Here is a 14,402-nt window from a genome sequence, read left to right on the forward strand (position 1 = left end):
CGGCGCGACGATCCTTGACGTGCTGCAAATGTCGTCGGGCGTGACCTTCGACGAGGACTACCTGGACTACAATTCCGACATCAACCGCATGGGCCGTGAGATCGCCCTTGGCGGCACACTCGATGGCTTCGCCGCGGCGCTGACAGAAACCGACCGCCCGGCGGGCGAAGAATGGCAATATGTCTCGATCGACACCCATGTGATCGGCATGGTGATCCGGGGCGCAACCGGGCGTGACATCCCCTCGCTTCTGTCTGAACGGATCATCGCGCCGCTCGGGATGGACAGCACACCCTATTACCTGACAGATGGCGAGGGCGTGGCCTTCGTGCTTGGCGGCTTGAACATGACCACCCGCGACTATGCGCGTCTTGGGCTGCTCTACCTCAACAACGGCACATATGGCGGCCAGCAGATCCTGTCCGCCGATTGGGTTGCGGCCTCGACCGCCGCGTCGGCAAATACCGCACCGGGCGAGATCGGCTATGGCTACCAGTGGTGGATTCCCGTCGGGGCCGAGTCCGGCCAGTTCATGGCGCGCGGGATCTATGGGCAATACGTCTATGTCGATCAGGTCAATGCTGTGGTCATCGCCACCACCGGTGCGGACCGGCAATTCCGCGATGCCGGCGTGAACGAGGAAAACGTCCGCATCTTTCGGCTGATCTCTGAAAGCCTCGCCCCGCCAGCGCCAGGCCCTGAACCCGAGGCTGATGCCGAACCGGAGGATAGCCAATGACCCCCATGGATGCCCCGGTAAACGTGTTGGGCGGCGCGTTGCAGCCGTGTTCCACCGATCCCCTGACGGGGTTCTTCCGCGATGGTCATTGCAACACCTGTTCCGACGATCATGGCAGCCACACGGTCTGCGCCGAGATGACGGCGGAGTTCCTCGCCTATTCCAAATATGTGGGCAACGATCTGTCCACGCCCCGGCCAGAGTTCGGATTTGCGGGGCTGAAACCGGGCGACCAATGGTGCCTCTGCGCCGGCCGGTTCCTTCAGGCCCATGACGAAGGCTGCGCACCCAAGGTGCGGCTGGAAGCAACCCATGCCCGCGCCCTGGACATCGTGTCTCTGGATGTTCTGAAGGAAATGGCCGCAACCTGATCTATTCGGCGGCAATCCGAACGCGGTCGTCCACGTCCAGCAAATCTTCGATGAACAGGCTCAACAGCTGAGGCCGTCCGCTGACGCCTGCCTTGCGATAGATCGCGTTGGTCTGCGCCTTGACCGTGCCTTCGGATGTCTGGCGCAAATCGGCGATTTCCTGGATCGACATGCCCTTTATTGCAAAAAGCGCCACGTCGCGTTCCGCCGGGGTCAGGCCCCAATCGTCGAACCGTTCCGCCATCACATCCATGAAGGCCCCTGACGCGGCCTTGAGCTTCTGCTCGACAATTGCCGTGCGTCGCATGGAGTTGCGCAGAAAAATCGCGCCGATGATTGGCCCGATGATCAACCCGATCGTCGCACCGATTTCCATCAGCTCGCGGGTTTGCCAGCTGATCGGACGGGCGCGAACATTGAATATGGTCAAAACAATCTCGGACACGAAAAAGACCGAGCAGACCAGTTGCACAATGAAAACAGCCGCAAGAAGCAGCTTACCCTTTGTCACGCAGCTGCCCCTCCTGGCGCTGCGAGCCATCAGTCATCGTCATCGTCATCGTCGTCATCTCCGCCCCCTCCAGAGCCGCTGTTGTCGTCGTCATCGTCGTCATCGCCCGATCCGCTGTTGTCATCATCGTCATCGTCGTCGTCGCCGCCCGAGCCACTGTTATCTTCGTCGTCGTCATCATCATCGTCGTCGCGGTCATCATCACGATCATCATTGTCGTCGTCATCGTCGTCACCCGAGCTTTCCGACACGGATGACGGCAAAACCCCGCCACCGCCCGAGTGGTCATCTTCGATTTCCCAATAGTCGCGCAGAATCTCGCCGGTTGTCGGATTGAAGATGATCTCGCGTTCGCGACCGGGCCCTTCGGCCTCGATGCGGACGCGCCCAAGCCAGGTGCGTGTCACATGGATGCGCGCATATCCCTGCGCCTGAAGCTGCGCGATGATCTGGGCCTCGATATCCTGCGCCCAGACTGCTCCGGTTCCCGCCGACAGGCAGAGCGCAGTGGCCATCAAAAGGCGCGAGGGTTTCATCTGTTTCGTCTCCTTGGTTGAAATGGCTCTGCCCCGCGTGGCTGGGGGGACTGGCGGGGCAGAGCGAGGTCCGTCTATCGGCAACAGGAGAGCACACCAATCTCCTGAAGGGAACCTAAAGCCGATATCGGTCCTTAGTGGTCGTCGTTCACGTCATCGCTGCCATGGCCGCCGTGATCGTCGTCGTCATCATCGTCATCGTCATCGTCATCGTTGTCGTCATCGTGGTCGTCGTCATCGTCATCGTTTCCGTGACCGCTGTTGTCATCATCATCATCGTCATCGTCGCGACCGTCATCGTCATCGCGATCATCATCATCGTCATCGTCATCCCGATCATCGTCGTCATAGGCCGGGCCGGTTTCGGTTTCGATCACATTGCCATTGGCGTCATACGTCGTTTCGGTTTCGATCCCGCCCGAGACCACCTCTTCGCGGACAAGGTTGCCATCGCGGTCGAAAGTCCGCTCAACCGAGCCGTCGGCGCCGGTTGCCTCGATCCTGTAGCCACCATTGCGGATCTGCACCTCAATGCGCATGTAGCCTGCGTCCTGCAGTTCGGCGATGGCCGCATTCACGGCGTCATTCGAGGTTTGGGCAGAGAGGGTGGTGGTCGACAGCAGAACCGCCGTCACGGAAGCGGCAAGAATGGATTTCGGGGTCATGGATCATCTCCTGTTGATCTTGTTTCAAGGACGAACCGGGGACGCTGCCACCGATCCGATGACCCGACAAAAGCACCGCGGATGCGCGATGCATATTTGACCGCCGTTTATCCCGGGGTCCATAAACCGCCGGTTCAGGGGCCTAAACCTGAGGTATAAACAGGCTGACCCGCCCGGTTTTCACCGGACGGGCCTTGGTTTCAGGGGCTTTTGCCTAGTCCCGAAGCTTTACGAGGTCGGTCATGAGACCCTCGGTCCCGTTATGGACCGTAAGCCGTTCGACCTTGCCCGCGATGGTTTCCAACGCCTCAAGCTCCTTCAACCGCAACATGACGGGGTTCTCCGCCATGACACGCGCGGTGTTGAGCAAGGACCGCGTGGCGTTCGTTTCCTCACGCCGGCGGATCACGTTGGCCTCGGCCTCTTTCTGGGCGGCGACCACGCCGTTGAGGATGTCGCGCATCTCGCCGGGCAAGATCACGTCTTTCAACGCGATCTCACCCACCTCGATCCCAAGCCCGGCCATATCGGCGCGAACCTTCTCGGCAGCCTCGGCATCGACCATCCCCTTCTCGGCCAAGATCCGATCAAGGGTCATCGCCCCGAGCGTCTTGCGAAACGCAAGCTGCACGGCCCGGTGAAGCGCCTCGTCATGGTCGCGCACCGCAGTCACGGCTTTCACCGCATCGGTGACACGGAAGACCGCGGTCAAGTTCACCCGGATGGACACGCGGTCCTTGGTGAGGATCTCTTGCCCCGCGACCTCCTTGGTCTGCCAGCGCATATCGACCTGCCGGACGGTGTGCTTGCGCCCGAAGATCCAGAACCAGTGGGTTCCGGGGTCGAGTACTTTCACAAGCCGCCCGTCGGTGAAAAGAAGGGACACGCGCCCCTCCTCGACCGTGGTCACGTTGATCTGGCCGTCCAACCGCGCCCGCTCAAGCCGGCGGGCAAAGGCCGGGGCAACCATCACCTCTGCGGCCATGTCGAACCGATCCACGGTCCAGGGGCCTGCGTCGGTCCAGAAAAGCGCGTGCTGTTCCGGGGCCACAAGGTCGGTGACGATCCCCTCGCGGGTGATCACGGCCACCTCATCGGGGCCGGTATGGACCTCGGTGAAATGGGCCTCGACCAAGTCGGGCCGATCCCGGCGCAAGGGCGCGGCGAGCGTGGACACGAACCGGGGGGAGGAGAGATCAAACCGTTCGGTCTGAACGTCCTGCATGTCGATCCAGTGCTCACCGGGGCCGAGGATCTGGTCGATCTTCCCCTTGGCAAGCACGAGGGTGCGGGTGTTGACCGGAACGAGCAATCGCCGCTGGTTCCGGAGGGCTTTCATAATAGACATGTCAGGTCTCCTTTTCATGGTCGTGTCTATCGTCGTCGTCGCAAAGCGCGATCTCCTTGGTTGGGGTGGGTTGCACGGGGGCTGACCCGTGACAGGTGTGGGCGAAAGGCGGGATTGCCCCTCGCGGGAATGGGGTGAGGTCCGAGGCCGGTCCTGCCATGCCCCCGGGCGGAGAGAGGCGGAGTGGCAGGCCGCAGGCGTCGCGGAACGCCTGCCCGATTGGCGGGGTCTGGCGACGGCAGGCGGGTCTGCATCACGTCCCTCCCGGCCCAGGGCCAGGGCGAACGGCATCCGTCCCCTCTGGCGCACCAGAGGATCAGGCCACCCCTCGCGAAGCGACCCCGGACCCCTATGTTTCGAACCACTCACGTGGCTGGTTTAGCGAACCAGTGCCCTCATCCGGGCTTTTTGGAGCGAAAAGCAGGAATTGAACCTGCGCCACTCGGAGTTACAGTCCGATGCTCTACCATCTGAGCTATTTTCGCGCGACGTTTGGATGTCACGTTGGCACCTGCCCCGGTTTCAGGCCCTGGCATACGGGGATCGGCAGCGCCGCCCGCACCGGAGGGGTGATCACCCCCTGCCGCTAGGGCCAGCCCGTCGGCTGGTGAGGGCGGGTGATAAGGGACGGGGCCCGAGTCGCTCAATATGTGATTTGGTGTAACAAATACACCGTGATGAATGCGCAACATTATTGCGGGGGTGCGCAACAAGTGAAAAGGGCGCCCGCTGTGGAACGCCCTTTCGCAATGGTCTGACCGGGGTCAGGCTTTCGCGATGTTTCAATCCGCCTCGGCCATGTCGAAACCCAAATGTTTCGCCACCGTGAAGATATCCTTGTCGCCGCGCCCGCACATGTTCATGCAGATGATGTGGTCTTTCGGCAGGTCAGGCGCGATCTTGATCACATGGGCCAGCGCGTGGGACGGCTCCAGCGCCGGGATGATCCCCTCCTGCTCACAGCAGAGTTGGAAGGCCGCGAGCGCCTCCTTGTCGGTGATCGAGACGTACTGAGCGCGGCCGATTTCATGCAGCCAGCTGTGTTCGGGGCCGATGCCGGGGTAATCGAGACCCGCAGAAATCGAGTAGCCTTCCAGGATCTGACCGTCATCATCCTGAAGCAAATAGGTGCGGTTGCCATGCAGAACGCCGGGACGCCCGCCGGTCAGCGAGGCGCAATGTTCCATATCGGCGTTCACACCTTTGCCGCCCGCTTCAACCCCGATGATCTCAACGGATTTGTCATCAAGGAAGGGGAAGAACAGGCCCATGGCGTTGGACCCGCCACCGATGGCGGCGATGATCGTGTCGGGCAGACGGCCCTCGGCCTCCTGCATCTGGGCCTTGGCTTCCTTGCCGATGATCTGCTGGAAATCACGGACCATGGCCGGGTACGGGTGCGGACCGGCCACGGTGCCGATGCAATAGAACGTGTCGCGCACATTGGTCACCCAATCGCGCAGCGCGTCGTTCATCGCGTCCTTCAGCGTGCCACGGCCAGAGGTCACCGGGACCACTTCGGCCCCAAGCAGGCGCATGCGGAAGACGTTGGGTTTCTGCCGCTCCACATCATGCGCGCCCATATAGACCACGCATTTCAGCCCGAACTTGGCGCAGACGGTGGCAGTGGCAACGCCATGCTGACCGGCGCCGGTTTCGGCGATGATCCGGGTCTTGCCCATGCGGCGGGCCAGGATGATCTGGCCGAGCACGTTGTTGATCTTGTGCGCGCCGGTGTGGTTGAGCTCATCGCGCTTCATGTAGATCTTGGCGCCGCCCAGATGCTCGGTCAGGCGGCTGGCGAAATAGAGCGGGCTGGGTCGGCCGACATAGTGGGTCCAGAGATCGTTCATCTCGGCCCAGAAGCTGTCATCGGTCTTGGCGTGTTCGTATTGCTTCTCCAGTTCAAGGATCAGCGGCATCAGCGTTTCCGACACGAAACGCCCGCCGAAATCGCCGAAACGGCCGTTTTCGTCGGGGCCGGTCATGAAGGAGTTGATCAGGTCTTCGGCCATGGCGGTCATCCTAGCTGAGGTGTCTGACCTGTCCTATTCGAGCGAAAGGGCGGGGACAAGAGCGGGCGGGTAAAAGGCGTTTCGAAACGCCTTGGAACACGCGGTTTCGAAACCGCGTTTGAAGCCGCTTCGAAGCGGCTTGATCCAAGGGCCTTCGAAGGCCCTTTTCACCGAACCCGCCTGATCGGGGCACCATTGCAGAACACGACGAAGTGGCGCCCATTCTCCACCGCCTGGAAGCCTTTCCGCTCCAGCGCGCGGGCGCAAGCCTGCCGCCCCACCAACCGTTCCACATCGCGGATCTGGCGTTTGACAATGCCACCGCGCTGCGCCTCTTTCGAGGAGAAGATCTGATCGAGCCACAAGTCCGGGGTCAGGTATTCAGGAAGTTCAGCCATGCCGGGCAGCCTAATCCCGCGTGGTTAAGACGGGGTAAATGGCCCCTACCGGCAAAGCAGCCGTTCAAACGCCGCAATGCAGCTTCGAGGTTCGAAGAAGGGGGAGCGGGTAGCCACCGTCGCAAACAGATAGCGGTTCTCATAATCGAAAGAGATCACCCCCTCGAGCAGCCGGGCACAGTTCGCGGGCGTCACCTGACAGGCGGCAAGGGCCGTCTGCGCCGCGCCATTATCAGCCGATATGATCGAGCCATCGGCGATTTCGGCGGCAACCATGTCACGGTAAAGCTCGCGCACCTCTTCGACCGAAGGGCGGGTCGCATAGGCAGCGCCTGCCGCGGCGATCAGGCCATAGATGACTAGTTTTCCAAGGAACCCCATCAGTCCTCCAGTGCCTGCGCAAAGCGCTTCATGAAACCGGCATCCTTCAACCCCGGCGCGCTTTCGACGCCAGACGACACATCGACCTGTTTTGCCCCTGTCAGGCGCGCGGCCTCAGCCACATTGTCCGGTGTCAGCCCGCCCGCCAGCATCCAGGGACGGGTCCAGTATTTCCGATCCGCCAGAAGGCGCCAGTCGAAGGCCAGCCCGTTTCCGCCCGGCAGATCCGCCCCAGTCGGCGGTTTCGCGTCGATCAGCAGCTGGTCGGCGACCGTCGAATAGACGTCAATCGCCGCCAGATCGCCTGCCTCTGCCACCCCTATCGCCTTCATCACCGGCAGCCCGTAGCGCGCCTTGATCTCGGCCACCCGCTCGGGGCTTTCGCGCCCGTGAAGCTGCAACATGTCCAGCGGCACGCGGGCGGTAATGACATCTAGCGTTGCGTCATCCGCATTCACCGTGAGCAGCACCTTGGCCAACCCGGGAGGCACCTCGACGGCAAGTGCCGCCATCGGATCGATCTCCAGATGCCGGGGCGATTTGGCGAAATGCACGAAGCCCACATAGCGGGCGCTGGCCTCATGGGCGGCGGCGATATCCTCGGGCCGGGTCAGCCCGCAGAACTTGACGGCAATGGACATGGGCGCGCGTCAGTCTTCCAGAAGGGCGAGAACCTCGTCCTTGCCCCGGTTGGCCTCGCCCCGCAGGTTCTGCACCTCGCGGGCCAGCTGATCGCGTTCCTTGCGCTGCGCCTTGGCCTCGGCCCGCTGCTTGTGCTCGCGGAACCATTCCCAGACGAAGCCGATCAGCAAACCGGCCAGAATGCCCCCGAGAATCACGAGGAACAGCGGCAGGGTGATCGCGTAGTTCCAGTTCACCCATTCCGCCAGATTGTGGGGCAGCACGGTCAGCGTCACCGGCTCGACATTGGCGAGCGAAACCAGCACCAGCGCCACGCCGATGACAGCCAAAAACAGGTACTTGATGTATTTCACCGTTCAGGAACCTTCCAAACCGTTCAACCTGTCGCGCAACAGCTTGCCGGCCTTGAAGAAGGGAACGTGTTTCTCTTCCACCTGGACACTTTCACCGGTGCGCGGATTTCGTCCAATCCTCGCATCCCGCTTCTTCACGGAAAACGCGCCGAAACCGCGCAGTTCCACGCGGTCGCCACGCGACAGTGCCCCGATGATCTCTTCGAAAATTGCACTGACGATCATCTCGACCTCACGCATGGTGAGGGACGGATTTTCGTCAGCCAGCTTTTGGATCAGTTCCGAACGTATCATCCAAACCCCCTGGCCGCGGTTTCCTGATACCGGACTATAAGCGCAAAGCGGCCTTGGGGGAATTGAAAAGCCGTTGAAAATCCGGGGGAATTCGGCGGAACTTCGGGGCAACGCGCAGCATATTGCCCAAGTTTCGCGGTCATCTGCCGATCATCCCCTTTCCAAACGGGCCACCCTTGGGCCTGATTCGGGGCACCAGAACAGAAAAAGGGCCCCGCGTTTCCGCGAGGCCCAATGACTTGGCTTTAGCCGGAATCAGTCGTCGTTGCCCTTGAGCGCTGCGCCCAGGATATCGCCGAGCGATGCACCGGAATCGGAAGACCCGTACTGTTCCACGGCTTCCTTCTCTTCCGCGATTTCGCGGGCCTTGATCGACAGACCCAGACGACGGGACCGGCCATCCACATTGGTGACGCGGACGTCGATCTTGTCGCCGATCTGGAAGCGCTCGGGGCGCTGTTCGGCACGGTCGCGGCTGAGGTCGGAGCGGCGGATGAAGGACTTCATGCCTTCGTATTCCACTTCGATCCCGCCATCTTCGATCGCGGTGACGGCCACGGTGATGATCGAGCCACGCTTCACACCATCGACGGCATCGGCGAAGGGGTCGCCTTCAACGGCCTTGATGGACAGCGAGATGCGTTCCTTGTCGGTGTCGACCTCGGACACAACCGCCTGAACGACATCGCCCTTGCGGTAGTTGCCGATCACGTCTTCGCCACGGCCTTCCCAGGTCAGGTCGGAGAGGTGAACCATGCCGTCGATATCGTTGTCGAGACCCACGAACAGACCGAACTCGGTGATGTTCTTGACTTCGCCTTCGACAACGGTGCCGACCGGGTACTGCTCTTCGAACACTTCCCAAGGATTGCGCATGGTCTGCTTGAGACCGAGCGACACGCGGCGCTTAGCGGTGTCGATTTCCAGCACCATGACTTCGACTTCCTGAGAGGTCGAGACGATCTTGCCGGGGTGCACGTTCTTCTTGGTCCAGGACATTTCGGACACGTGAACCAGACCTTCGACGCCGGGCTCCAGCTCCACGAACGCACCGTAATCGGTGATGTTGGTGACGCGGCCGGTATGGGTCGATTCCAGCGGGTACTTGCCTTCGACCAGGTTCCACGGATCTTCCTGCAGCTGCTTCATGCCCAGGCTGATACGGTGGGTGTCCTTGTTGACCTTGATGACCTGAACCTTGACGGTTTCGCCGATGGACAGAACCTCTTTGGGGTCGTTCACGCGGCGCCATGCCATGTCGGTGACATGGAGCAGGCCGTCAACGCCACCCAGATCGACGAAGGCGCCGTATTCGGTGATGTTCTTGACGACACCGTCCACCACGTCGCCTTCAGAGAGCTTGCCGATGACCTCGGCGCGCTGCTCGGCGCGGGATTCTTCGAGGATCGCGCGGCGCGACACAACGATGTTGCCACGGCGGCGGTCCATTTTCAGGATCTGGAACGGCTGCTTGAGGTTCATCAGCGGGCCGGCGTCGCGCACGGGGCGCACGTCAACCTGCGAACCGGGCAGGAAGGCCACAGCGCCGCCGAGGTCGACGGTGAAGCCGCCCTTGACGCGGCCGAAGATGGCGCCTTCGACGCGCTCTTCGTCTGCATATGCTTTTTCCAGACGATCCCAGGCGGCCTCGCGGCGGGCCATTTCACGGCTGATGACAGCCTCGCCACGGGCGTTCTCGACCGTGCGCAGGAAGACCTCGACCTCATCGCCGACAGCGATTTCGGGGGCTTCGCCGGGATTTGCGAATTCTTTCAGATCAACGCGGCCTTCCATCTTGTAGCCGACATCGATGATGGCCTGGCCCGCTTCAATCGCGATCACCTTGCCTTTGACAACAGACCCTTCTTCGGGCGTGTCGATTTCGAAGCTTTCGTTAAGGAGGGCTTCGAATTCCTCCATGGTTGCGTTAGCCATGTGGCGTCATTTTCCTTTAGTGGTGTTACTGGCCGCGCGGTTGTCTCCGCCGGTCTTTGAGGTTGGTCTTACGGTCGTTTCTCAAACGAATGAGGGCCGGGGAATGACCCGACCCTGCCCGTGTGAGACGTTGACCGCCTGCTTGACGGGCGCTCTATAGCCACTGGAGGGGGAAAGAGCAAGCCCGAAGCGCCTGTAAATCAAGGGCCGGGATCAGCAGAAGCGCTCTGGTCCGATCCATTGTTCGTCCGAATAGCGGTCTCCATGCGCCCAACCGGCGGGCAGCACTGTCTCGATGGCGGCAAGATCGGTTGTCGTCAGGGTCATGTTGGCCCCTTCGATATGCTGGCGGAAATGGGCCAACGACCTTGTTCCGGGAATGGGCAACACGTGATCGCCCTGCGCAAGCGTCCAGGCAATGGCCAAAGCGGCGGCGCTGGTGCCCATCTCGGCGGCCAAAGCGCGAAACGCGTCGGTCGCAGCGATATTGGCGGGGTAGGTTTCCGCGCTGAAACGCGGGTTCGCGGCAAGGAACGGCAAGCTCTGCACCGCTTCCCAGCTGAGCGGTGTATCGGTCAGGAAAGACCGGCCCACGGGTGAGAACGCCACGAATGTCGCCCCGATCCGCGCGCATCCCTGAACAAGACCCAGATCCGGCGACCGGGTGGACAGCGAGTATTCCGACTGCACCGCCGCCACCGGATGCACAGCATGGGCGCGGGCCAGCGATGTGGGCGAGATTTCCGACAGGCCGATGGCCTTCGCCTTGCCCTTCCTGACCAGCACCCCAAGCGCCTCTGCCGTTTCCTCGATGGGACGCGACTTGTCCCGGCGATGCGCATAGAAAAGGTCCACCGCCTCGACCCCGAGCCGTTGCAGGCTCGCATCCAGCTCCGCCTCCAGATGCTCCGGATCGTTTCGGAAGATGCGGTTGCCCTCCCCGTCCCGCGTGATGGCAGCCTTGGTGGCGATGGTGAAATAATCACGCGCCTCGGGTCGTGCCCTTAGGTAGTCTCCGATCACCCGTTCGGACCGCCCCATGCCATAGACATTGGCGGTGTCCAGATGCGTCACACCCGCCTCCATTGCCTCATCGAGAATGGCGAAAGAGTTTTCATCCGTTGTGACCCCGTAGAAATCGGAAAACGACATCGCCCCATAGCCAAGGCAGGACACCATGGGGCCGGACTGGCCAAGCCTGATCTGTTTCATCAGGGCATCCTTTGAGAAATTGCCGCGATGGCCGCCACGAAAGCCTGCTCGATCGTCATGTCCGAGGTGTCGATCATCACCGCATCCTCGGCGGGCTTGAGGGGGGCCGTCGCCCGCGCGCTGTCGCGTGCATCTCGTTCGCGCAACTCGGCCAGCACTTCGTCAAAACCGATCTCGCGCCCATTGGCCACCAGTTCCTTGTGCCGCCGCGCCGCACGGGTTTCATCCGACGCGGTGACATAAAGCTTTGCCTCCGCCTCGGGACAGATCACCGTGCCGATGTCGCGCCCGTCCAGAACCGCGCCGCCCAAACGCCGGGAAAAGGCGCGCTGGAAATCCAGCAGCGCCGCCCGCACCTCGGGGATCACGGCCACCTTGCTGGCCGCCTGCGCCGCCTCGGCCCCGCGCAGGTCGGGATGGTCGAGGTCCGCGGCCCGCAGGGCCGCCGCCGCCTCCACCGGGTCTTCCCCGTCCAGCATACGCTGGCCTACGGCGCGATACAGCAGCCCCGTATCCAGATAGGCAAAGCCGAAATGATCCGCCACTGCCCGCGCGATGGTCCCCTTGCCCGCCGCGGCGGGCCCGTCGATTGCTACTGTAAATGCCATGGCCTAGGGCTAGCCCCGCCCGCGCCCCGGCGCAAGTCCGATCAGCCGACAACCCGCGTGGTCAGCGCCGGGTCATATCCTTGGGACCGGGGCAGATCCTCGGGGAGATCGTAGTAATCCCCCTTGTCGGCACAGAAGATATGGCCTGCGATCCGCAACCCCGTCTGTCCGTCAATCGCGCCCGCGAAGATCGACAGGTTCTCGCCCTCGCCATCCCAGAAGAGATTGCTGCCGCATGTCCCACAGAACCCGCGCCGCGCTGAGTCGGATGACTGGAACCACGTCACCTCTCCCGTCACCGCGATCTGGTCCCGATGAGCGGATGTCGCTGCGACGTGGTGGCCGGATGTCTTGCGACACTGGGTGCAGTGGCACGCAATCACGGGCCGGAGCGGGCCGGTAACCACAAAGCGGACCGCGCCGCACAGGCAAGAGCCGCTGGTCATGGTGCCATCTCCTCGCTCGACCGGCCCTGCGCATAGCAGGGCACCCCGTCATCGCAGCGGTAATAATCGCCCTTGTCGGCATAGAAGATATGCGCGTCGATGCTCAGCCCCGTGGGGTTGTCCATGGTTCCGGCAGACACATAGGCCAACCCGTCGAATTCCTCCCAGATCATGTAGCTGCCGCAGGTGCCGCAGAACCCGCGCCGGGCTTTTCCGGGGGTGGAGTCGTACCAGCTCAGCTCGCCTTCCAGAGCCAGATCCTCCCATTTCACCGGGGTCGCGGCGCTGAAATGGCCGGTGGACTTCCGGCATTGGGTGCAATGACAGGGGGTGACGGGGCCAAGCGGCACGTCAATCCGATAATGGATCGCCCCGCACAGGCAGCTTCCGGTGATCATGCGTATCCCTTCCAGCGGTTTCAGGGCAAGGACAGCACGGCCCCTGCCCCGATGTCACGCCGGAAAGCGACGTTTCACGCGCCGGTTCGTTGCAGCGACGCGCCGAGCGATTCCATCAGCGGCTCGAAGATCGGGAAGCTGGTGACGATGGGGCTGGCGTCATCCACCCGCACCGGGCTTTGCGTGGACATACCGAGGCAGAGGAAGGACATGGCGATGCGGTGGTCGAGATGGCTTTCGGTCAGCCCGCCGCCCGGCACATTGCCCGCGCCCATGCCGGTCACGATCCACCAGTCGGGGCCGTCCTCGACCTCAACGCCATTGGCGCGCAGCCCGGTGGCCATGGCGTCAATCCGGTCGCTTTCCTTCACCCGCAGCTCCTTCACGCCGCGCATGACGGTCCGGCCGGTCGCATTGGCCGCAACCACCGACAGGATCGGGTATTCGTCGATCATGCTCGCCGCGCGTGCGGGCGGCACCTCGATACCCGTCATGTCAGGCGAGTATTTCGCGCGCAGATCGGCGACGGGTTCGCCCCCCTCTTCGCGCATGTTCTCGAACGTCAGGTCCGCGCCCATCTCCTGCAAGGTATAGAACAGCCCCGCGCGGGTCGGGTTCAGCCCGATATTGGGGACCAGCACATCAGACCCGGGCACGATCAGGGCCGCGCAGACCGGGAAAGCGGCGGAGGATGGATCGCGTGGGACGGTGATGGTCTGCGGCTTCAGCTCCGGCTGGCCGGTCAGGGTAATCACGCGGCCTTCTTCGGTGTCCTCCACCGTGATCTCGGCTCCGAAACCCGCCAGCATCCGTTCAGTATGGTCGCGGGTGGCCTCTTTTTCGATCACCACGGTCTGGCCGGGGGCGTTCAGCCCCGCGAGCAGCACGGCGGATTTTACCTGCGCGCTTGGCACCGGCACGGTGTAGCGCACCGGAACCGGCTCTGCCGCACCCACCAGCGTCATCGGCAGCCGTCCGCCGTCACGCCCGACCGACTGGCACCCAAACAGAGCCAGCGGGTCCGTGACCCGCGCCATCGGGCGCTTGTTGAGGCTTGCGTCGCCGGTGAAGGTCACGGTGATCGGACAGGTCGCCATCGACCCCATGATCAGCCGCACACCGGTGCCCGAGTTGCCGCAGTCGATGACATTATCAGGTTCCGCAAACCCGCCAACACCCACGCCATGGACGCGCCATTCACCGTCGCCCACACGCTCCACATCCGCGCCGAAGGCCTTCATCGCCTTGGCGGTGTCCAGAACGTCCTGCCCTTCGAGAAGGCCGGTGATCCGGGTCTCGCCCACGGCCATGGCGCCCAGGATCAGGCTGCGGTGAGAGATCGACTTGTCGCCGGGCACATCGGCAGTGCCGGACAGCGGCCCCGAGGGGTGCGAGGTCATGGGAACGGGGCTGCCGTGGCCGGACATGGGCGCGTCTCCTGCAATAGGTTCGGGCCGGGTGATAGCGCCTGACAGGGGGGGCGTCCACTCCCCTCTTTGCGCGCTGTCGCTGATGGGTCCGGGTCCGAGTCGCCGCCTTCGGCGTCGATC

At 62.7% G+C, this 14,402-nt stretch carries 18 protein-coding genes and 1 tRNA gene; 2 read left to right on the top strand and 17 right to left on the bottom strand.

All coding sequences use genetic code 11. From position 1 onward, the window contains the following. Together BKY26_RS18905 and BKY26_RS18910 are read left to right on the top strand one after the other, a co-directional pair. A partial coding sequence (locus BKY26_RS18905; protein WP_131541947.1) for a serine hydrolase domain-containing protein occupies positions 1-739 on the top strand: 739 nt, incomplete at its 5' end. Then, positions 736-1,110 carry a DUF2237 family protein gene (locus BKY26_RS18910; protein ID WP_071691933.1) on the top strand — a complete coding sequence of 125 codons (375 nt, stop codon included), beginning with the start codon at positions 736-738 and terminating at the stop codon, positions 1,108-1,110. The genes BKY26_RS18905 and BKY26_RS18910, both read left to right, overlap by 4 nt. Position 1,111: 1 nt before the next feature. Here BKY26_RS18910 and BKY26_RS18915 read toward each other — a convergent pair whose 3' ends face one another. The 17 genes from BKY26_RS18915 to aroA form a co-directional block, all read right to left on the bottom strand. Then, positions 1,112-1,621, bottom strand: a complete 510-nt coding sequence (locus BKY26_RS18915) for a helix-turn-helix transcriptional regulator (RefSeq protein ID WP_227435105.1) — start codon at positions 1,619-1,621, stop codon at positions 1,112-1,114. A gap of 29 nt (positions 1,622-1,650) precedes the next feature. Next, entirely contained in the window at positions 1,651-2,157 is a 507-nt protein-coding gene (locus BKY26_RS20550) for a hypothetical protein (protein WP_071691935.1), read from the bottom strand. Between the two features lie 134 nt (positions 2,158-2,291). After that, positions 2,292-2,822, bottom strand: coding sequence for a hypothetical protein (locus BKY26_RS20455; protein ID WP_071691936.1), 531 nt, complete (start codon positions 2,820-2,822; stop codon positions 2,292-2,294). Between the two features lie 214 nt (positions 2,823-3,036). Beyond that, positions 3,037-4,170 carry a slipin family protein gene (locus BKY26_RS18930; protein WP_071691937.1) on the bottom strand — a complete coding sequence of 378 codons (1,134 nt, stop codon included), beginning with the start codon at positions 4,168-4,170 and terminating at the stop codon, positions 3,037-3,039. 409 nt (positions 4,171-4,579) lie between these two features. Continuing rightward, a tRNA-Tyr gene (locus BKY26_RS18935) sits at positions 4,580-4,655 on the bottom strand. Positions 4,656-4,952: 297 nt separating this feature from the next. Continuing rightward, entirely contained in the window at positions 4,953-6,185 is a 1,233-nt protein-coding gene (trpB, locus tag BKY26_RS18940; RefSeq protein WP_071691938.1) for a tryptophan synthase subunit beta, read from the bottom strand. Between the two features lie 167 nt (positions 6,186-6,352). Continuing rightward, positions 6,353-6,583, bottom strand: a complete 231-nt coding sequence (locus tag BKY26_RS18945) for an N-(5'-phosphoribosyl)anthranilate isomerase (RefSeq protein ID WP_071691939.1) — start codon at positions 6,581-6,583, stop codon at positions 6,353-6,355. 45 nt (positions 6,584-6,628) lie between these two features. After that, entirely contained in the window at positions 6,629-6,964 is a 336-nt protein-coding gene (locus tag BKY26_RS18950) for a hypothetical protein (RefSeq protein ID WP_071691940.1), read from the bottom strand. Beyond that, positions 6,964-7,605 carry a phosphoribosylanthranilate isomerase gene (locus BKY26_RS18955; RefSeq protein WP_071691941.1) on the bottom strand — a complete coding sequence of 214 codons (642 nt, stop codon included), beginning with the start codon at positions 7,603-7,605 and terminating at the stop codon, positions 6,964-6,966. Before BKY26_RS18955 ends, BKY26_RS18950 begins: the two co-directional genes overlap by 1 nt. Positions 7,606-7,614: 9 nt before the next feature. After that, positions 7,615-7,959: a LapA family protein gene (locus tag BKY26_RS18960; RefSeq protein ID WP_071691942.1), complete on the bottom strand. Its 345-nt coding sequence runs from the start codon at positions 7,957-7,959 to the stop codon at positions 7,615-7,617. 3 nt (positions 7,960-7,962) lie between these two features. After that, positions 7,963-8,253 (bottom strand): integration host factor subunit beta, encoded by a 291-nt coding sequence (gene ihfB / locus BKY26_RS18965; protein WP_071691943.1) that lies wholly within the window; start codon positions 8,251-8,253, stop codon positions 7,963-7,965. A 255-nt stretch (positions 8,254-8,508) separates the two neighbouring features. Next, a complete protein-coding gene (gene rpsA / locus BKY26_RS18970) occupies positions 8,509-10,188 on the bottom strand; it encodes a 30S ribosomal protein S1 (protein ID WP_071691944.1) in 1,680 nt (559 codons plus the stop codon). 213 nt (positions 10,189-10,401) lie between these two features. Then, positions 10,402-11,400 carry an aldo/keto reductase gene (locus tag BKY26_RS18975; RefSeq protein ID WP_071691945.1) on the bottom strand — a complete coding sequence of 333 codons (999 nt, stop codon included), beginning with the start codon at positions 11,398-11,400 and terminating at the stop codon, positions 10,402-10,404. Continuing rightward, entirely contained in the window at positions 11,400-12,008 is a 609-nt protein-coding gene (locus BKY26_RS18980) for a (d)CMP kinase (protein WP_071691946.1), read from the bottom strand. The genes BKY26_RS18975 and BKY26_RS18980 overlap by 1 nt, the downstream gene beginning before the upstream one ends. 41 nt (positions 12,009-12,049) lie before the next feature. Further along, positions 12,050-12,454: a GFA family protein gene (locus BKY26_RS18985; RefSeq protein ID WP_071691947.1), complete on the bottom strand. Its 405-nt coding sequence runs from the start codon at positions 12,452-12,454 to the stop codon at positions 12,050-12,052. Next, entirely contained in the window at positions 12,451-12,852 is a 402-nt protein-coding gene (locus BKY26_RS18990; RefSeq protein ID WP_071691948.1) for a GFA family protein, read from the bottom strand. The genes BKY26_RS18985 and BKY26_RS18990 overlap by 4 nt, the downstream gene beginning before the upstream one ends. A 74-nt stretch (positions 12,853-12,926) precedes the next feature. After that, positions 12,927-14,279 (bottom strand): 3-phosphoshikimate 1-carboxyvinyltransferase, encoded by a 1,353-nt coding sequence (gene aroA, locus BKY26_RS18995; RefSeq protein WP_071691949.1) that lies wholly within the window; start codon positions 14,277-14,279, stop codon positions 12,927-12,929. Positions 14,280-14,402 lie beyond the last annotated feature (123 nt).

This window comes from Nioella sediminis, from assembly GCF_001879695.1.
Lineage (GTDB): Bacteria > Pseudomonadota > Alphaproteobacteria > Rhodobacterales > Rhodobacteraceae > Nioella > Nioella sediminis.